Genomic DNA, 17,295 nt, shown 5'->3' on the forward strand with positions numbered 1-17,295 from the left:
GACGCATCGTCATGCCGCGTCGATCCGATACCGGATGGCCGCTGCCAAGCTGCCAGTCGTAAAGGACATCGATGCCTTCCGGTTCGAGGGTACCCCGATCAACGAGGGGCTTGTGCGTTCATTGCACAGCGGCGCGTTCCTGCCCGCACGGCGCAATATCGTCCTGGTCGGCGGCACAGGCACAGGAAAGACCCATCTGGCCATCGCCATCACCGCCAATGTAGTGCGCTCCGGCGCCCGAGGCCGCTACTTCAACACGGTCGATCTGGTGACCCGCCTCGAAGAGGAGGCCAGGATCGGCAAGAGTGGCGCTCTCGCCGCCCAACTATCCCGCCTCGATCTCATCGTGCTCGATGAACTGGGGTATCTGCCGTTCGCTCGATCGGGCGGCCAGTTGCTGTTCCACCTGATCAGCAAACTCTATGAGCAGACCAGTGTCATCATCACCACCAACCTCGCCTTTGGCGAGTGGCCCACCGTGTTCGGCGATCCCAAGATGACAACCGCGCTCCTCGATCGCGTCACCCATCATTGCGACATTGTCGAGACCGGCAATGACAGCTGGCGCTTCAAAAACCGCAGCTGATCCGCCCCAGCAGCGATCAATTAGAAGATGTTTTGCGCTGCGCGCGCCTCCGGTCGGGCTACGCCCTCCCTACGCCGCGCGCAGCGCAAGGAAGCCCGTCACATCAACGTTCCGCCATCCTGACAGGGGGTCCCTTTTGCGCGCCGATAAGGGGTCCCGTTTGCACGCCGATTGACAGCCCGACACCAACAGGACTGGCTGCGCCGCAAGCTGCCCGACGCGCAATCGCGCCAGTTGCGCCACGCAGGCTTTGCGCTGCTGAGCATAGCCTTTCTGATCGCAGGCCTTGGCCTTGGCTGGGGCTATGGCAGCGTCGCCTGGTTCGGCTGGCTAAGCGCGGGCGCCGTTGCGATCGTGACGCTCAACTGCAATCGCGAGCGTATCCTTGCTCGGGTGCGGCCATGATCGGATTCGGCACCGCCGCCCGCGCCCGATGGGCCAATGCCGGGCGAGTCACGGCCTGCACGCTGGGTGCCTATGGCCTGACCGCGCTCGTCACCGCAGCCCTGTCCCGCCTGCTCGTGCGCCTCGGCACGGATGCGGTCGAGGCGGTCACCGGCGTCACCCTTGCCAGCTTCGCCCTGTTTGCGGTGATTGCGATGACCGCCTTTCACGCGCGCCATCCGGCGCGGGCCTGGATCCTCATGATCCTTCTCGCCCTGCCGCCCGCTCTGCTGCTTGCGCTTTCGGAGTAGATATGGCCTCGCTCCCCCTCCCTCGTGCGTCCCTGACCGATCGCGCGCTTTCACGCATCGAACCGGTCTGGACCTATAGCCGCTACAGCGATCAGACCATGCCGCTGCGCACGCGCCTGGCGGGTATGGGCGGCGTCGGAGTGATCGGACTGGCTGTACTGGCCGTGAGCCTTGTCACCTGGCACAGCTATGTCGCGCCAACATCGACGCCGACGCTGAGCGTCTTTGCCGTGGCTCCGCCTGCCGCGCCACCAGAGCCGGTGCGCGAAGTGCCGCCCGGTCTCGAACAGGTGCAGAAGGAAAAGTCGCAGCCCACGCCCCAGCAAGCGATGCTGGAACCGCCCAAGATCATCGTGCCGAGCGCCAATATGCTGCCGATCGCGGCGGCCAAACCTGTTCCCGATCCCGGCCCGCCGATCAAGGAGACCACCGCGCCGGAAAGCAAGCCAGCGCCGCCGGCACCACAGATGTCGACCGGCAAGCCCACCTGGGAAGGCCTGGTGCTGGGCGCACTTAACAAGGTGAAGCGTTATCCCCGGGATGCCCATTTCGCGCGGCAGCAGGGCGTTCCCTATATCCGCTTTGTCATGGACCGGGACGGCAAGCTGTTGTCGGCACGGATCGAGCGGTCGTCCGGCGTGCGATCGCTCGATCAGGAGGCCCTGGCTTTGCCCAAGCGCGCGCAGCCGCTGCCCAAGCCGCCCGAGGATGTGAAGGGCGGCAGCATCGAGTTGGTCGTGCCGGTCGAGTTTTTCCTGCGAGTGCGACCGTGAGTCGCCTAAGTAATTGTTCGAAAAGGAGGATATTCCTCATGAGACGAACCTGATGTTCCGTCATCAGTAGCCTACCGGCACATGCGGGACTGGTAACGGTCCGGTGTGAAGCTGCCGGGACAAAGTAGCTGGGCCTTCGGGCCATGTCAAAGCCGTGAGGTGGCGAGATTATCTGCGAGCATCGATGCGGATAGGGCGCAAGGCTGGATGGTATGACCAACGTAAGTGAACTGCTGCGTAATCGTCGTTAAGAATGACAAGCCAAAGATGCTGACAGGCTTGGACCAAAAGGTGCGCGGTCGGTTGTTCCTCTTCGCATTGGGAGCACACGGACATGGTGACCGCCGGCGACAAGGCAGGGTCTAACCCATCCCGTTACTTAGGTGAAACCGGGTAAGCCCGTATCTCCGCCCGGAAACGGGCAGGTTGACCGCAAGGAATACTGTTGGGGGTGCGGGTAAACGAGGTCGGAGAAAGCGAATGCTGTGTTGTAATGATGCGGATAGGGGTTGCGGCTTGCCAACATCATCCCGCCCGAAAGGGAGCAGACTTCCGACTGGTCTCTCGTCGCGAGAGAATTTGCAGAACCATCACAGGAGGACAGGCAAATGACGGCCATGCGAATGGCTGGTGCGGCCTCCGGCGGAGAAATCCAATGGTCCAAGATCGATTGGGTCCATGTGCATCAAACCGTGCGACGGCTGCAAGTGCGTATTGCGAAGTCAGTGCGGGAAGGCCGCCGGGGCAAGGCGAGAGCCTTGGGCTGGCTGCTGACCCACTCGCTCAGCGGCAAGGCCCTTGCTGTGAAGCGCGTTACCGAAAATCAGGGAAAGAGAACGCCCGGCGTGGACCGGATCATCTGGGACAGGCCGGGCAAACGTGTCAGAGGTATGTTGTCGCTTGTGCGGCGGGGCTACCGCCCGCAGCCGCTGAGACGGGTGTATATCCCGAAGGCGAACGGAAAGCTGCGTCCGTTGGGGATCCCGACGATGAAGGATCGGGCCATGCAGGCACTTCACCTGTTGGCTCTACTCCCCATCGCGGAGACCACGGCGGACCCCAACTCCTACGGCTTCCGGCCGAAGCGAGGAAGTCGCGACGCGGCGGAGCAGTGCTACAAGGCGCTGCGCCTGTCGGGCGCGGCCCAATGGGTGCTCGACGCGGACATATCCGGATGCTTCGACAACATCAGCCATGACTGGCTCATCGCCAACGTCCCGATGGACAAGGCGGTGCTTCGGAAGTGGCTGGAATCCGGCTTCATGCAAGATGGCGAATTGTTCGTGACGGTAGCGGGAACACCGCAGGGCGGCATCATCTCGCCGACGCTCGCGAACATGACCCTGGACGGAATGGAAAGGATGCTGAAGGTCCGATACGGTCCCCGGCGTCCCGACCGTCAGCGTAGTCTGGTCCATCTGATCCGCTATGCCGACGACTTCGTCATCACCGCCCGGTCGCAAGACCAGTTGGTGGAGGCGAAGGCGATGATCGAGGGCTTTCTGAAGGATCGGGGCCTCACCCTGTCCGAGGAAAAGACCAAGATCGTGCATATCGAGGAAGGCTTCGACTTCCTCGGCTGGAACGTGCGTAAATATGATGGGAAGCTTCTCATCAGGCCTGCACGCAAAAACGTGCTGGCGTTCATGCGCAAGGTCCGGGCGATCATCAGGGACGCCATCGGCAGGACGCAGGAAAACCTGATAGGACACCTTAATCCGGTCATCCGGGGATGGGCGAACTATCATCGCAATCAGGTGGCGAAGGACACCTTCCAAAAGGTCGATCACGCCATCTGGCGGTTACTCTGGCGCTGGGCCTGCCGCAGGCACTCGAACAAACCTCGTCGCTGGGTGAAGGCACGGTACTTCGCCCGTGAAGGCGCACGGGACTGGGTGTTCCGCGCGGAAGCGCGGGATGACGCAGGGAGCAGCACGTTCGTGCGACTGGTGAAAGCCAGCGACGTTCCCATCCGGCGTCACTGCAAGGTGCGGGCCGAATCCAATCCGTTCGATCCGGCATGGGACAGCTACTTCGCCGAAAGGCGGACACTGCCCATGGATCGGCAGGATCGGCCTGCGCAGGCCAACAACTCAATCCGAAGAAAGGAACTGGCGGCTATGGTCTCACATGGCTTTGAGAGGCTTGAGCCGGATGCGGGGAAACTCGCACGTCCGGTTCTTAGGGGGGAGCGGCCCGGCAACGGGCTGCTCCTACCCGAGTGATGTTGTTTCATGCGCTGATGGCAGGCCTTGCCATGACGGCGGGCGTGATGGCGAACGAACAGGAAGGGGCGCAGGATAATAGCCAGCCAGCTCATCCACCCATCGTGCCGACCGGCCCTGATCCGGTTTATCCGGCCGATTTCTACGCCCCCTTCCAGCCGCAGACCGCGCTCGACATGCTGGAACGCACACCCGGCTTCCTGCTGAGCGAGGGCAACAGCCTGCGCGGTTTTGGCGGCGCGGCCGGCAATGTGCTGATCGATGGCCAGCGGCCGACGGTGAAGGCCGGCGGCATTACCGAAGTGCTACGCCGGATCGGTGCCGCACGCGTCGAGCGGATCGTGCTGCTGCGCGGGACCGACGCAGCCGAGGCGCAAGGGCAGACATTGGTCGCCAATGTCATCCTGCGCGCCGACGGCGGTGGATCGGGCAATGCCTCGCTAAAGCTCAGCCATACCCGCGACGGCCGCATCGCGCCTTCGGCCCAGATCAGCCATGCCCGCAAGATTGCCGGCTGGCAGACCAATGTCGAACTGTCGGTCGAACAGGTCCGCTATCCGACCGACGGCATCTACCATATCAGCGACGGCAATGGCATGCCGATCGAAACACGGCATGAGCGCATCATCGGCAAGGCGCCGGAGATCGGGCTTGCGGCATCGACATCGGGCGCGCTGGCCGGCGGTACGCTGACGCTCAATCTGCGGCTCAACCGGGACGGCTACGAATCCGACCGGTCGATAGCGATCATGCCAGCCATTGGCGGCGCGATGACCGAGCGTATCATCGCCTATGTGGAAAAGGGGCGTAGCGGCGAACTGGGGCTCGACTGGACACGCGCCCTTGGCAAGGACTGGTCGGCCAAGCTGATCGGACTCGGCCGGGTCGAACGCCTGACCACCGACGAGGATTATGTCGAGCCAGGCTATCGCGGCGTTTCGGCACTGACGCAGAAGCCGATGGAACTGGTTGGCCGCACGACGCTGACACGGGGTGGCGACCATCTATTACGCCCCGAATTGGGGATGGAAATCGCCTATAACCGGCTGAACAGTGCGCTCGACTATGCGGAGGACAATGGCAGCGGCCTGACGCCGATCGCCCTCGCCAACGCCAATAGTCGGGTATCCGAACTGCGTGGCGAAGCCTTTGCCAATGTCACGCTGCGCCTCGGCAAGCGCTGGACGCTGGAAAGCGGCATGGCGTTCGAACTGTCGCGCATCCGCGTGACCGGCGATGCCGCGAACGAACAAAGCCTGTCCTATTGGAAGCCGTCCGCCGCTCTGGTCTGGTCGCCGCGCGACACCAGCCAGTTGCGACTGGGCATACGCCGCACCGTCGATCAACTCGACTTCGGCGACTTCGCCGCATCGGTAAATCAGGCCGATGGCCGGCCGCTTGGCGGCAATGCCCAACTGCGCCCGGCCCGCGTCACCCGCGCCCTTGCCCGTGCCGACCATCGCTGGGGCAAGGGCGGCGCGCTGGCGGTCGAGGCCTATCATCAATGGCACCAGGGGATGCTCGGCTATCTCCTCCTCCCCACGGGCGACGAGGCGCTGGGCACGATCGGCAATGCCCGGCAATGGGGTGTCACCGCCCAGGCGACCCTGCCACTCGACGCGGCCCTGCGCGGCGCGCGGCTGACGCTCGACGGCACGCTGAGGGGATCACGCATGCGCGATCCTGTAACCGGAGAAGACAGGAAGATGGACGATATCGCGCCACGCAGCCTGACGGCCGAGTTTCGCCATGACATACCGAAGCTGCGCTCGTCCTGGGGAATCAGCTATACCGCCGCCGAACAGGGTGACGTCTTCTACACCGGCGAGCGGCTGACCTGGCGCGACGACGCCGCGTTCGACGCCTATGTCGAGACCACCGCCCTGGCCGGGTTCAAGATGACGCTGCGGGTGAGCGCGCTCAACGGCCAAGATTATCATCGGCTCCGCCGCTTCTATAGCCCCAGCCGGGCGGGCAGCTACAGCGGGCAGGAGCAGCGCAACCAGTGGGAAGGGGCTGTCGTCTCGTTGACCCTGGCCCGCGCGCTATGAACCGCTCCACCCTACCCTTCCACCGTCGCACAAGGACCGAGCGCCGGGTGCTCGCAATGCTGCGCGGCGAGGAGCATGTGGCGGCCGATGCCGGCATGGACGGCTTTGCGCGCCTGCGCGATCGCGCCATCGAATGTGGGATGCGAATCCAGCCGCCTGCGACGCGTTATACGAGCGACGATGAATTGGTCCTACTGGCCTGCCTAGCGAATGCCCAACGCATCGCGACTACCGCGATGCTGCCAATCGACGAACGGTTGAAGAAAGATATCACGCGATGTGCGGAAATATTGATCCGCCACAATCTGCGCCTGTCACCGCTCACCCTCTATAGCGGCCGAAACGCCACCAAAATCTGACCCGGGCAGAGCATGTCTGCCCGGGTCGTTCCAATCAGAGCTTACCGCGCAAGGCCAGACGGAAACTGCGCGACTCGCCGTAGATATTGTAGAATATCTTATAGCCAGGAATGCGCCGATAGGTGCGGTCGAACAGATTGCTGACCACCAGCGACGCATCCCATTTTTCGGAGAAGGCATAGCCAAGCTTGACGCTGGTAATGGCATAAGCCCCCTGCCGGACGAAGTCGGTATATATGTTGCTCTGTGCCTGCAGGCCGCCGCCCACGGTCAGGCCCGATACCCAGCCTTCAGTGCCGCTCTTACCGAAATCATATTGGGTCCAGAGCTTGAACATATGTTCGGGACTCTGGGCTGGCAGAAAACGTTGACCGACATTCGCGGGGTCGGAATCGCTCAGATATTTCTGCTGGTTGTAGGTATAGCCCAAGCTGACATCCCAACCCTTGAGCGGGCTGCCGTTGATGTCGATCTCAACACCCTGGCTGCGCACCTTGCCTGCCGCGCGCGAACAGGTGCCGTCGATCGCCGCCCAGCCTTGCGCCGGGCATCGATCGCCAGATTGCGGACGATGCGATGGAGATAGGGGACAGGGTCGCGCAAGGCGGCACGGCCAAGCGCCTGGCTCAGATGGAGCCAGGCATCCTCAGCTTCAAAACGGTCGCCGGCAATAGGTATCGGCATAGTCGATCAAAGCGCGACGGTGCGCACCATAGATGTCCAAGCCGACCCGTTCGGAACCCAAAGCTCGCCCTTCATTGCGACCAACGCGCTATCACACTAGCGCCTGAGGGTTAGCGGCGCCAAAAAATTGAGCATGTCTCATCCTGCAACCGATCTATCGTTGCCCTATGGCCGCACGGCTTTGCGCACCGCTTTAATGCATCTTTGTGCCCGCTTCCGAGCACCACTCCATATTCGGAATTAAATTATCCCCAACTGCTGTCGGTGACCGCATGACAATGATCGCTTATGGAACCCAAGCGAGAAACCTCCGAAAACGAACGAGCTATCATAAGGTGCAGATCACTCCATTTGTGATCCGATGACTCACCATAGCTGCCAAAGCAAAAACACCGGCCTGTCCATTGTGGACAGGCCGGCGCTTAAACCTTCCGGGATCGGCCAGCCTCAGCTGCCGTTCGGGCCGCCGCCCGGACCGGCGCCACCGGCCGAACCGGCACCCATGGCCCCCACCGCGCCGATATTGCCGAAAATCTCATCGAACAGGCTGCGATGACGGCCCAGCGTCGGGGTCTTGTCGCCGGTCGGCGAGATGTGCGCGACCTGCTCCAGGCCCATGCGATCGACCGCAACAACGTTGCCAGCCGGATCGAACCGAACATGCAGCACGGTCTGCGACACCGGCTTGGGATTGGAGAAGGCGAGCGAGCGCATGTCGCGCGACACATAATACCAATCCTGCTCGCCAAATTGCGCGACGAAGCTCGGACGGCCCAGCGTACCTTCGACCGAAGCGCGATTGTCGATGCCCGGCTGAACGGAATCCACCAGCAGCTTGTCCACCTGATAGCCCTGATGCGTGCGGATACGGGTACAGCCCGATGCGCTGATCACGATCGCGCCAAGGCCCAGAGCCAGCAGGAAACGCCCGCGGCGGGACTGACGGCTAAACTTGCGCATGGTCTTCTCCTGCGGGGACAGGCCCGCGAACCCAAGAAACAGAAAGCCGCCATTGCATCGGGCGGCCCAGCGATCAATATGGAAATGCGCAGGCCCCGGCAAGGGGCGCACGCGCCCGCGAAGCCCGCTGGCCCACATTCCATCACGAAAAGACGGCAACCCATGTCCCAATCCCGTCCCTCCTTCCTCCAGCGCCTCTTGGGCCGCGAAGATCCGAAGGCCGGACTGATGCCGCTTTATCATGCGGTGGTGGCCGAAGGACGGCAGCCACACTGGTATCTGCAGGGCGGTGTGCCCGATACGCTGGATGGCCGGTTCGACATGATCGTCGCCGTGCTGGCCCAGGTGCTGATCCGGCTGGAATCACTTGGCGCGACACAGGAAAGCGTGTGGCTGACCGAATTGTTCGTCGACGACATGGACGGGCAACTGCGCCAGGAAGGGATTGGTGACGTGGTCGTGGGCAAGCATATCGGCCGGATGATGAGCGCACTGGGCGGGCGACTGGCGGCCTATCGCGCGGCCTTGACGGGAGAGGGCGATCTGGAGGATGCGCTGCGCCGAAACCTGTATCGCGGTGACGCCCCGTCCGCAGAAGCGTTCTGCCATGTCGAAGGCGCGCTGCGCGCACGCTGGACACGCCTGGCATGCCTGACCCGCGACGCCTTGCTGGCTGGAGACCTTGGATGAGCGACATGATCGAATTTTCGCGCCCCGTGCGCGCCGACCAGCTGGGCAAGCTGGGTGACAGCCTGGTGACTATCAGCGCCGACGAAGGAGAGCGCGCCGCGCTGATGCGCCGTTTTGCGCTGCTGGCGCTCGACCGGCTGGAGGCGGACTATCGGCTTAGCGCGGAGGGCAGCACGATCCTGGCGCGTGGCCGGGTGCGCGCCGCTCTGACCCAGCCCTGCGTCGCCACCGGCCTGCCGGTGCCCGAAACGATCGACACCGATTTCCTGCTGCGCTTCGTGCCCGAGAGCGGCGACCTGCCCGAGGGCGAGGAGCTGGAATTGGACGCGGAGGATTGCGACACGATCGGCTATGACGGCAATGTCATCGACATGGGCGAGGCGGTGGCCGAGACGGTAGCGCTGGCGATGGAGCCCTATCCGCGCGCGCCGGAGGCCGAAACCTATCTGCGCGAAGCAGGGGTCATGACCGAAGAACAGGCCAGTCCCTTTGCCGCCCTGCTGGGACTGGCCCAGAACGAGAAAGGCAAAACGAAGGACTGACACACCTGGCTGTTTCCCTTTCGTTCCCATGGTGTCATAAGCCTCGCCATGGACGCCCCGCCGCCTGCGATGCGCAAGATCATCCATGTCGACATGGACGCATTTTATGCGTCGGTCGAACAGCGCGACGACCCGAGCCTGCGTGGCAAGGCAATCGCCGTCGGTGGCGGCGGCCCGCGTGGCGTGGTCGCCACCTGCAGCTATGAGGCGCGGAAATTCGGCGTGCGATCGGCGATGCCGGGCACAAGAGCGCGACGATTATGCCCCGACCTCTTGTTCGTGAAGCCGAGGTTCGAGGTCTATCGCGCCGTTTCCGCCCAGATTCGCGCGATCTTCGCGCGCTTCACCGACATGATCCAGCCGCTCTCGCTGGACGAGGCCTATCTGGACGTGACCCGCAACAAGCCGCGGATCGCATCTGCGACGCAGGTCGCGCAGGAAATCCGGCGACTGATCCATGAGGAGACAGGCCTCACTGCGTCCGCCGGTGTCTCGTACAACAAGCTGATCGCCAAGCTGGCGTCCGACCAGAACAAGCCCGACGGACTATGCGTGGTGCGGCCGGCCGAAGGCGCGGAATTCATGGCCCGTATGCCGGTGCGCCGGATTCACGGCATCGGCCCCGTCACCGCCGAACGAATGCACAAGCTGGGAATCGAGACCGGCGCCGACCTGCGAGACCGCGACCTGCCTTTCCTCCAGATGCATTTCGGCAGCAGCGCGCTCTTTTATTATCGCGCGGCGCGAGGTGAGGATGACCGCCCGGTGCATGAGCGGCAGGAACGCAAATCAGTCAGCGTCGAGGACACGTTTTTCCAAGATCTGGTTACCGAAGAGGCGCTACTGCGCGAGATCGAGCGGATCGGAGAGTCTCTGTGGACCCGGATCGAGAAGGCGCAGGCCTATGGCCGGACCGTAGTGCTGAAGGTGAAGTTTGGCGACTTTCGCATCATCACCCGGTCGCGCAGCTTTGCCGCACCGGTCCGATCGGTCGAGCAGTTGGTGGACACCGGCCGCGCGCTGCTGAAAGCGCAATTGCCGCTGCGCATGGGCGCCAGGCTGCTGGGCCTGGGCGTCCATAATCTGGATGGGGAAGAGGGCGAGCCGGATAATCCGCAGCTCGCCCTGCTCTGATCCGTCAGAAGGGTAGCCAGGTCCGCTTTTCGCTGAACTTCATGTAACCAGCATTGACGCCAAGACGATAACCAACGCCAAGACGGATCGGGATCAGCACCACACTGCCCCAGCGCAGATAGCTGGCGGTGAAGCCCCCCACCAGATAGGCGGTGCCTTCGGCCGCGGGGAAGCGGTGATAGAGATCCTGGCTGTCATAGAGATTATAGACAAGGACGAAGGTGTTGGACGCATTACCCCCGACATCGAAGCCGATCGACGGGCCGGTCCAGTAGACTTCGCGCTTGCCCTCGATCTTGTGATTGAGCGTGCCCGAACCATAGCGCAGGCCGACCACAAAGGCGCCCGACGCCTCTCGCCCGGAAATATAGGCATTGGGCTGGCCCTGGTCTTTAAGGATCTTCTCGATGATGCCGGCCAGGCCTTCGGCCCCCTTGCCAAACACACCCTCGGCTGCGCCGATCAGATCATCTTCCTGATAGGATTCGCCCGGCGCCATCGCGGCCGGCGGCGAATGGGTCGTGACCGGCGCGCCAGTCGCGGTCGCAGCACCGGTAGCGGGCGCTGCATTATAGGTGTTAGAATCATTCGAGGTGGCCGGCGGCGCCAGACTGGGGTCGACGCCTGGATCGGTCGGAGTACCGCCTTGAACGGGCGGCGGCGCTAGATCGGAATCGATCGCCGTGTTGGGGTCGACCGTGCGAATCTGCGCGCTGGCGACCGGCGCCAGCAGGAGTCCGCCGAGTGCCGCCATAAGGGCACCCACCCGTGCGAAGCGGGCGCCCGTGCGCCCCATGCTGCCGATCATTGCCCGATACTCCCCGAAGCCCGCTCTTGAAAACATCCGTCAGATTATCCGTCGCCAAGCTGAAACGACAATGAACGAACGCCCACCGGAGTCGATTCTAAGCCAGATTGAATCCGATTGTGCAAATCGGTGTGAAAAATCGCGCAATTGGACCGTTGCCATGCGTCAAAGCCGTCGCTATAGCCCGTCGCCTAGCCACTGCCTCCCGGTTTCCGGTAGGCAAATTCGTGCGGAGACGTGGGTGAGTGGCTGAAACCAGCGGTTTGCTAAACCGTCGTAGCCTTAAGGGGCTACCGAGGGTTCGAATCCCTCCGTCTCCGCCACCTTTCCTTCTACAACGTTGAAAAGGTGGCATTTTTTCTGCCGCCCCGATTTCTTCCCCACCGTTCCGCCCACTAGCGTTTTTCGCTGGTCTCCTTGGCCATGAATGCGCGCACTCGGGCAACGATGCGCGAGGACGGGTCGCGACCGCGCCTCAGATCATGCACCAGGCGCGGATCATTCACCGAGAGACGCCCGAATCGGCTGGCGGACATTCCCGTCGCTCTGAGCCTCCTTTCGATCTCCAGAAGGATCGGGGAGAGGTAGCTTGCGTCCTGCGCCTGCCGGCCGCCTTTTGGGCTATCCCCAGAAAGGGGGATTGCATCGGGCTCGATAAGCGGAAGCTGCTGGTCCTCGGCATTGCGGCGCCGGATCAGCATGGCCGGCTGCCCGGATGCATACAGCGCTCATTTGCAATGTCGCGCGACCCTGGCCCTGCTATCGGCCCGGTGTAGGGCTCGATCTCGTTGATCTGCCCCTCATCCTCGACATTGCCGCCGCCGGCGTCGCTGATCAGGCAACCGGGACCGTCTGGAACAAGAGCGTATCCGGTCAACTGCTCGTCCTCACTATTGCCGGTGTCGAACTCCTCGCCGCTCCATTCCAGATCGGGATCGCCGTCGATCTCGTCCATTTGGCCGATCGCCCGATGCGCGATCCTCTCCAGTTCGGCGCGGCAAAGGACGGGAAAGACCGTCAGCATGGCGGCAACGGTCGGAACCGGTTGCGCGTGCCGTCGATAGTGACGCCGCAGCCACGTCCGCCGGTGGCGCGGGCGATAGGGCAGGGGCTTTGGGGCTCTACTCGCCATATCAGCGCCCTCCCTCGATCTGGTCGAGGCAAGCCACGATCCTCGCTCGCGTCCGCTCCCTGATCCGCCGGCCGTCGCGCAATGCGTAAACCAGATTCGGATCATTGACCGCTTGGCGGCCGATCGCGCTGTCACTGAGCCCATGCCGATCGCGGATCTCATCGATCCGGCCGAGAAGGTCGAAGGCCGGTCGCGTCGTGCCGGTTGGCGCATCAGGCTTCCGCCGACCACGAACGCGGCGCGGGCGGATGCTCAGGATCGGCTTACGCTTCCGCGGCTTCGGCACGAAGGTCAGCGCGGCATAATTCTGGCGATAGAGGATCATGCGCGAGCCTCCCCGGTGATAGAGGAAAGCAGCGGCGCGATGTCGCCATTATCGTCGCCGTAGCGGTCGAGGATCAGCCGCAGCTTGTGGGCGATGATGTCGGCCTCGCGAGAAGGATAGGCCACAATCGCTTTCACCGATGCAGTGTGGGCGTCGCAAGCAGCCTCCCACTTCTCTTCGGCGTCAGGCAAGCCCGCCTCTTGGCGCAGCGTTCCATCGATCTCGGCGAGTTGCGCCCGCATGCCGGCAGCGAAGGCGTTGTGGTCACGGATGCCGGCCTCAATGCGCTCGTTTTCATCTTCATGGGACGGGCGCGCCTGGATGAACTTCCAGACCTTGCCGTTCTTTTCGTCCATCTCGGCGTGCCACTTCGCCATGAAAGCGGCCTTGGCGTCGAAGAAGCGGCTATCAGCATCTTCGCGCAGGTCGACCATCTGGTCGAACACAACGGCGGCGCTGCGCTCTTTCGCCAGCAGCGCCAGCCATGCAGGATCTTGGGTTGCGGGGGTGGCGGCCATCGCTGGGATGACGATGGCGGCCGGGGCTAGTGTCAGGCCCGCGAGGAATGCGCGTCGGTCGGTCATGCCGCTGCCTCCCCTGCCAGTCGGCGCAGGTCACGCAGCAGAACTTCGATGTCGACCTGTCCATCCGTCTCTTCGATCAGCTCAACCTTGGCGATCAGATCAGCGATCGTCGCCACAGGGAAGTTCTCGACATCATAGAGGGCATCGCCGCTGGCATCACTGAGGCGATTGCTCTCTGCGGCTATCGAATTGATGTTGAGCCGGTGTCGCGCGCGGACCTCTTCCGCTTCGCGCCATTCGATCAGGCCGCGAAGCTCAGCGCAGGTCCGCGCATAGTCCTCGGACATAAGATCGCCCGTCGCAGCCCGCCGCGCCGCCTGGGCGGCGCCCACGTCAGAGGCGCGATCCGTCGACATATGCCTGACCGTCCCGCGATATTCGAAGCCGCTCGCGGTGGTGCGATGAGGGATTGCGTCACGGGATTGGCGCAAAGCTTCCCATGCCGGATCCTCAATCACCTTGCCATGGCGGTCGCTTGCCGCCTGGGCGGCGCGGAAGGCAGTAATTGCGGCCGCCATCTCAGGACTAGTGGATGCTGGGCTGCACAGAAAAGCCGGCGCCGCGACGGCGGCAGCAGGCAGAGCGGCGGCAGGGAGTAGGAAAAGCGCGCGCGTGACGGCGCGCCTAGACAATGCTAGGTCGTTCATAGCTTCAATCCCTCTCGAACAGGGGTTGCGGTCAGAGCTGGCGCGAGGTGTAGGAGCCTTGCGTCAGCTTGCACTTTCTGACATCAATAAATTTGCATGTCAAACATTTCTGACACCAAAAAGATTGGGCGCCCTGCAACCGGAGTGGGCAAACCTATCACCGTCCGCCTTAATGAGGCGGATTTGGCCGCGCTCGATTCATGGATCGCCGGCCAGGAAGAGAAGCCAACCCGGCCGGAGGCAGTGCGCAAGCTCATGCGGCTCGGGATGACGGCAAAAGCTTCATGACGCCCCCTTCCGATGGAGACCATCAAGAAAAACAATACTCGTTCTTCGATGATCGCCTAGATTCGGAGACAGAGCCAGCGCAACGCCCAGATCGCGCGCCCTCGTCGGAGAGTAAGTTCAGCAATTATGTGGTCTATGTCGATGAGAGCGGCGATCACGGAATGCAAAATGTAGATCCCAACTACCCGTTATTCGTTCTCGCTTTCTGTATCTTCTACAAGAAACATTACGCAGAAAAAGTAGTAACGGCGCTAGAGAAATTTAAATTTCGCAATTTCGGACATGACCTGATCATCCTCCATGAAAACGAAATCAGGAAAGAGAAAAATCAATTTAAGTTTGTAAGTGCAAAGGAAAAAGAAGATTTCATTTCCGATCTTACGGACATAATTGATAGGAGCAATTTTGTACTAGTTTCTTGCGTTATAGATAAGCATAGATTGAGCGCGAGATCGAAAAATGAGCAAAATCCCTACCATGTAGCTCTCGGATTTTGCTTGGAAACTCTCTATGAGTTCATGGTCGAAAAGGGTCAGCATGAGAAGCGCACTCATGTCGTCGTAGAGTGCAGGGGGAAAAAAGAAGATAAGGATCTCGAGCTCGAATTTAGGCGCATTTGCGCTGGCGAGAATCGGATGGATATCCCGCTGCCATTTGATGTTGTTTTTGCAGATAAAAAGGCCAATTCATCAGGCCTGCAATTGGCAGACTTGGTAGCGCGACCGATAGGTATGAGCATCTTGCGACCTGGACAGCCGAACCGAGCGTTTGACGTCCTCAAGCTCAAATTTTTTTGCAGCGGGGGTCGGGATAAGGTCGGTCAAGGCTTTGACGGCTGGGGTTTAAAAGTCTTCCCGGGCCCAGAAAGCGAAAAGCCCCGGTGAAGCTCACCGAGGCTATAACGCCGACCGGGATCCCCCAGTCCACTTGGGAATCATATATGCTCAGGATGATTCCAGATTCAAGGCTTTAAAGCTTGCCGGACTCAAAAAATATCTTTTGTCAAGCGAGCGCGCTGATTCGTTAACCGTTTGTTCTCCTCAATAGAGAATCGTGGGTAAAAGAGGAGTGGTCGGCAGAGCATCCGTCCGCCGCTGACGAATGCGAACCCGAGTAAAACTGGCACATCCTGATGGCGATGGGCTAACTCCCCACCACCGAAACCACGGGATGCCGTTATTGCGCGCGCCAGCCAGGCCGGATAGCCTGCGCTGGTGCCGACACCTCTAGAAGCTCTCCGCCAGCGTCTCCATCTCACCGTCGAAGACCTCGCGGTGCGACTGAACGTCTCCAAGACACAAGTCCAGAAATGGGAACGGCGCTGGGAAGATATCCCCCCTGACACGCTGCGAGAAATGGCGGTCAGCTATGGCGTCAGCGTCAGCTCCATCCTCGGCGAAGAGACGCCGGTAGAGGAATGGGGCCGCCACCCCTTTGCGATCAACGAAGAGGAGGAGCTGTACGGAACGCTTCGCCTCACCTTCACGGATGACCAGGAGAATGAGTTCCCGATCAGCCAAAAGGCTAGGGAATCGGTTCTAGATCAGCTCCGCCGACGTTCATTCATAGATTCCCAGAATAGGCCCGGCAAAGAGCCATGGCTGTACTTCTGGGGCCTGGATGATCGCATCGCGATCGCGCGCATGTCCTGCGTCAGTGAGATTGCCCTGTTGAGCGACGACGACCGCCAAGCGCCATATTACGCCCACCCCGAGATTTATCGCCTTCTGGTCACTGAGAGCATGTACGATGAAGAGCCGATCAAAGTTTTCGGCCAAGCTCTGTCAGAAGCGATGGCGACCCATTTCGACATTCTCGGCGGGCAAGCCGCAGCAATCCAGCAGGCTACCCACGCATGCCTGATCTTTCGGGACGGTCGAGAACTGTATGCGTCGTGCACCAATGCCGAAGAGGTCTCACCGCTCTTTCTGCTCGACATGACGAGCAGCGCCATCCCGACATCGGCTTTCCTCCAGATCGAGGACCCCACCAATTACCACGAAGCCTATTTCGTGAATTTCGATGCCCTCCGCTTCATCAGCATCCCCTCCGAAGCCTACCATAGGTTCATAGGGTCCGACGACTGAGCGTTTGAGCTTGTGACAGCCATCACAGCTTAACGATTGCACAAATGATATCGTCCATAACGGCGCGGCGCATAACGCGCGCTGGGGGAAAAACTGGGGGTATCATGATTCGGGTAATGATTTGCGCGGCTGCATTGGCCGCATCGACGGGCGCTTATGCTCAGGGCGACGGCGCCCTGCCAGCCAGCACGCTGATCACGGTGACGCCGAACGAGGAGATCACGTCCAAGAAGGTCGAGGTCGGCACACGCGTTTCGTTCTCGGTGGTCAATGACATCGTGGAAAATGGCGCCGTTGCGATCCCGCGCGGCTCGCAGGTCGCCGGCACCATTTCGTGGAAAACGGGCAAGGCGATCGGCGGCAAGTCGGGCAAGTTCGAAGTGAAGTTCGATAGCGTGAATGTGCGCGGTCGCGACTATGCTCTGCGCGGCGTTCATCGCCAGGAAGGGAAGGGCAACACGGCGGCGGCGCTGCTGGGCTCGATTCTCGTAAGCGGTCGATCGGCGCAAATGCTGCCGGGCCAGATGGCCAACGCCTTTACCGCTGAGCCGATCCCGATTTTCGTGGCACGCGCTGCACCTGCCGTTCCTGCAGCCGTCGCTCCGGTCGCTGCGGCCGAGCCGGTATCGACTCCATCTCAGCCACGCGCGGCGGCCACGCCTGCACCGCGGCCGATGGTCGACAAGTCGCTGGAGATCAATCCGCGCTAAGCAGCGTATCAATGA

The 17,295-nt window shown here is 61.8% G+C and carries 21 protein-coding genes and 1 tRNA gene; 14 read left to right on the top strand and 8 right to left on the bottom strand.

Annotated features, from left to right (window positions below):
• The 7 genes from istB to GGQ90_RS17600 all read left to right on the top strand — a co-directional run.
• Window positions 1-586: IS21-like element helper ATPase IstB (gene istB / locus GGQ90_RS17570; RefSeq protein ID WP_188083284.1), on the top strand; the 586-nt coding region annotated here is incomplete at its 5' end.
• 171 nt (window positions 587-757) lie between these two features.
• Window positions 758-991 (top strand): DUF3325 domain-containing protein, encoded by a 234-nt coding sequence (locus GGQ90_RS17575; protein ID WP_246428297.1) that lies wholly within the window; start codon window positions 758-760, stop codon window positions 989-991.
• Window positions 988-1,281, top strand: coding sequence for a hypothetical protein (locus GGQ90_RS17580; RefSeq protein ID WP_188083285.1), 294 nt, complete (start codon window positions 988-990; stop codon window positions 1,279-1,281). Before GGQ90_RS17575 ends, GGQ90_RS17580 begins: the two co-directional genes overlap by 4 nt.
• Window positions 1,282-1,283: 2 nt before the next feature.
• Window positions 1,284-2,054 carry a TonB family protein gene (locus tag GGQ90_RS17585; RefSeq protein ID WP_188083286.1) on the top strand — a complete coding sequence of 257 codons (771 nt, stop codon included), beginning with the start codon at window positions 1,284-1,286 and terminating at the stop codon, window positions 2,052-2,054.
• Window positions 2,055-2,662: 608 nt separating this feature from the next.
• The gene (gene ltrA, locus GGQ90_RS17590) at window positions 2,663-4,279 is read left to right on the top strand and encodes a group II intron reverse transcriptase/maturase (protein WP_188083287.1); all 1,617 of its coding nucleotides are present in this window, start codon (window positions 2,663-2,665) and stop codon (window positions 4,277-4,279) included.
• Window positions 4,280-4,296: 17 nt separating this feature from the next.
• Window positions 4,297-6,330: a TonB-dependent receptor plug domain-containing protein gene (locus GGQ90_RS17595; RefSeq protein WP_246428298.1), complete on the top strand. Its 2,034-nt coding sequence runs from the start codon at window positions 4,297-4,299 to the stop codon at window positions 6,328-6,330.
• 56 nt (window positions 6,331-6,386) lie between these two features.
• Window positions 6,387-6,689 carry a hypothetical protein gene (locus tag GGQ90_RS17600; RefSeq protein ID WP_188083288.1) on the top strand — a complete coding sequence of 101 codons (303 nt, stop codon included), beginning with the start codon at window positions 6,387-6,389 and terminating at the stop codon, window positions 6,687-6,689.
• A 34-nt stretch (window positions 6,690-6,723) separates the two neighbouring features.
• On the opposite strand, the gene GGQ90_RS17605 is transcribed toward GGQ90_RS17600, so the two are convergent.
• Window positions 6,724-7,329, bottom strand: coding sequence for a TonB-dependent receptor domain-containing protein (locus tag GGQ90_RS17605; protein WP_188083405.1), 606 nt, complete (start codon window positions 7,327-7,329; stop codon window positions 6,724-6,726).
• A 491-nt stretch (window positions 7,330-7,820) separates the two neighbouring features.
• Window positions 7,821-8,333 carry an outer membrane protein assembly factor BamE gene (locus tag GGQ90_RS17610; protein ID WP_004209273.1) on the bottom strand — a complete coding sequence of 171 codons (513 nt, stop codon included), beginning with the start codon at window positions 8,331-8,333 and terminating at the stop codon, window positions 7,821-7,823.
• A 162-nt stretch (window positions 8,334-8,495) separates the two neighbouring features.
• On the opposite strand from GGQ90_RS17610, the gene GGQ90_RS17615 reads away from it, so the two are divergent.
• The 3 genes from GGQ90_RS17615 to dinB are packed head-to-tail and all read left to right on the top strand — an operon-like array spanning window position 8,496 to window position 10,699.
• Window positions 8,496-9,023, top strand: a complete 528-nt coding sequence (locus GGQ90_RS17615) for a ubiquinol-cytochrome C chaperone family protein (RefSeq protein WP_188083289.1) — start codon at window positions 8,496-8,498, stop codon at window positions 9,021-9,023.
• Entirely contained in the window at window positions 9,020-9,565 is a 546-nt protein-coding gene (locus GGQ90_RS17620; protein ID WP_188083290.1) for a YceD family protein, read from the top strand. Before GGQ90_RS17615 ends, GGQ90_RS17620 begins: the two co-directional genes overlap by 4 nt.
• A gap of 48 nt (window positions 9,566-9,613) precedes the next feature.
• Window positions 9,614-10,699: a DNA polymerase IV gene (gene dinB / locus GGQ90_RS17625; protein ID WP_188083291.1), complete on the top strand. Its 1,086-nt coding sequence runs from the start codon at window positions 9,614-9,616 to the stop codon at window positions 10,697-10,699.
• Window positions 10,700-10,703: 4 nt separating this feature from the next.
• On the opposite strand, the gene GGQ90_RS17630 is transcribed toward dinB, so the two are convergent.
• Window positions 10,704-11,507, bottom strand: coding sequence for a DUF1134 domain-containing protein (locus tag GGQ90_RS17630; RefSeq protein WP_188083292.1), 804 nt, complete (start codon window positions 11,505-11,507; stop codon window positions 10,704-10,706).
• Between the two features lie 231 nt (window positions 11,508-11,738).
• Here GGQ90_RS17630 and GGQ90_RS17635 point away from each other — a divergent pair.
• Window positions 11,739-11,830: transfer RNA gene (locus GGQ90_RS17635), tRNA-Ser, on the top strand.
• A gap of 72 nt (window positions 11,831-11,902) precedes the next feature.
• Here GGQ90_RS17635 and GGQ90_RS17640 read toward each other — a convergent pair.
• Genes GGQ90_RS17640 through GGQ90_RS17660 form a run of 5 tightly spaced genes read right to left on the bottom strand, consistent with a single transcriptional unit; the run spans window position 11,903 to window position 14,066 of the window.
• Window positions 11,903-12,208, bottom strand: a complete 306-nt coding sequence (locus GGQ90_RS17640) for a hypothetical protein (RefSeq protein WP_188083420.1) — start codon at window positions 12,206-12,208, stop codon at window positions 11,903-11,905.
• Window positions 12,202-12,639 (bottom strand): hypothetical protein, encoded by a 438-nt coding sequence (locus GGQ90_RS17645; RefSeq protein ID WP_188083293.1) that lies wholly within the window; start codon window positions 12,637-12,639, stop codon window positions 12,202-12,204. Before GGQ90_RS17645 ends, GGQ90_RS17640 begins: the two co-directional genes overlap by 7 nt.
• Before the next feature lies 1 nt (window position 12,640).
• Entirely contained in the window at window positions 12,641-12,964 is a 324-nt protein-coding gene (locus tag GGQ90_RS17650; protein ID WP_188083294.1) for a hypothetical protein, read from the bottom strand.
• Entirely contained in the window at window positions 12,961-13,548 is a 588-nt protein-coding gene (locus tag GGQ90_RS17655; RefSeq protein ID WP_188083295.1) for a hypothetical protein, read from the bottom strand. The genes GGQ90_RS17650 and GGQ90_RS17655 overlap by 4 nt, the downstream gene beginning before the upstream one ends.
• Window positions 13,545-14,066 (bottom strand): hypothetical protein, encoded by a 522-nt coding sequence (locus GGQ90_RS17660; protein ID WP_246428299.1) that lies wholly within the window; start codon window positions 14,064-14,066, stop codon window positions 13,545-13,547. The genes GGQ90_RS17655 and GGQ90_RS17660 overlap by 4 nt, the downstream gene beginning before the upstream one ends.
• Window positions 14,067-14,395: 329 nt before the next feature.
• Between GGQ90_RS17660 and GGQ90_RS17665 the strand changes: the two genes are divergently transcribed.
• The 3 genes from GGQ90_RS17665 (at window position 14,396) to GGQ90_RS17675 (ending at window position 17,280) form a co-directional block, all read left to right on the top strand.
• Window positions 14,396-15,367, top strand: coding sequence for a DUF3800 domain-containing protein (locus GGQ90_RS17665; protein ID WP_223178317.1), 972 nt, complete (start codon window positions 14,396-14,398; stop codon window positions 15,365-15,367).
• A gap of 330 nt (window positions 15,368-15,697) precedes the next feature.
• Window positions 15,698-16,570, top strand: a complete 873-nt coding sequence (locus GGQ90_RS17670) for a helix-turn-helix domain-containing protein (protein ID WP_188083297.1) — start codon at window positions 15,698-15,700, stop codon at window positions 16,568-16,570.
• Window positions 16,571-16,674: 104 nt separating this feature from the next.
• Window positions 16,675-17,280: a hypothetical protein gene (locus tag GGQ90_RS17675; protein ID WP_188083298.1), complete on the top strand. Its 606-nt coding sequence runs from the start codon at window positions 16,675-16,677 to the stop codon at window positions 17,278-17,280.
• Window positions 17,281-17,295 lie beyond the last annotated feature (15 nt).

The sequence above is a fragment of the Sphingobium scionense genome, assembly GCF_014197035.1.
GTDB classification, from domain to species: Bacteria; Pseudomonadota; Alphaproteobacteria; order Sphingomonadales; family Sphingomonadaceae; genus Sphingobium; species Sphingobium scionense.

Coding starts and splice junctions, on each gene's coding strand:
- GGQ90_RS17595 (WP_246428298.1), top strand. CDS start 4,297: ATGGCAGGCCTTGCCATGACGGCGGGCGTGATGGCGAACGAACAGGAA.
- dinB (WP_188083291.1), top strand. CDS start 9,614: ATGGACGCCCCGCCGCCTGCGATGCGCAAGATCATCCATGTCGACATG.
- GGQ90_RS17630 (WP_188083292.1), bottom strand. CDS start 11,507: ATGATCGGCAGCATGGGGCGCACGGGCGCCCGCTTCGCACGGGTGGGT.
- GGQ90_RS17600 (WP_188083288.1), top strand. CDS start 6,387: ATGCTGCGCGGCGAGGAGCATGTGGCGGCCGATGCCGGCATGGACGGC.
- GGQ90_RS17645 (WP_188083293.1), bottom strand. CDS start 12,639: ATGGCGAGTAGAGCCCCAAAGCCCCTGCCCTATCGCCCGCGCCACCGG.
- GGQ90_RS17660 (WP_246428299.1), bottom strand. CDS start 14,066: ATGGCGGCCGCAATTACTGCCTTCCGCGCCGCCCAGGCGGCAAGCGAC.
- GGQ90_RS17665 (WP_223178317.1), top strand. CDS start 14,396: ATGGATCGCCGGCCAGGAAGAGAAGCCAACCCGGCCGGAGGCAGTGCG.
- GGQ90_RS17585 (WP_188083286.1), top strand. CDS start 1,284: ATGGCCTCGCTCCCCCTCCCTCGTGCGTCCCTGACCGATCGCGCGCTT.
- GGQ90_RS17655 (WP_188083295.1), bottom strand. CDS start 13,548: ATGACCGACCGACGCGCATTCCTCGCGGGCCTGACACTAGCCCCGGCC.
- GGQ90_RS17580 (WP_188083285.1), top strand. CDS start 988: ATGATCGGATTCGGCACCGCCGCCCGCGCCCGATGGGCCAATGCCGGG.
- GGQ90_RS17615 (WP_188083289.1), top strand. CDS start 8,496: ATGTCCCAATCCCGTCCCTCCTTCCTCCAGCGCCTCTTGGGCCGCGAA.
- GGQ90_RS17610 (WP_004209273.1), bottom strand. CDS start 8,333: ATGCGCAAGTTTAGCCGTCAGTCCCGCCGCGGGCGTTTCCTGCTGGCT.
- GGQ90_RS17675 (WP_188083298.1), top strand. CDS start 16,675: ATGATTCGGGTAATGATTTGCGCGGCTGCATTGGCCGCATCGACGGGC.
- ltrA (WP_188083287.1), top strand. CDS start 2,663: ATGACGGCCATGCGAATGGCTGGTGCGGCCTCCGGCGGAGAAATCCAA.
- GGQ90_RS17650 (WP_188083294.1), bottom strand. CDS start 12,964: ATGATCCTCTATCGCCAGAATTATGCCGCGCTGACCTTCGTGCCGAAG.
- GGQ90_RS17640 (WP_188083420.1), bottom strand. CDS start 12,208: ATGCTGATCCGGCGCCGCAATGCCGAGGACCAGCAGCTTCCGCTTATC.
- GGQ90_RS17620 (WP_188083290.1), top strand. CDS start 9,020: ATGAGCGACATGATCGAATTTTCGCGCCCCGTGCGCGCCGACCAGCTG.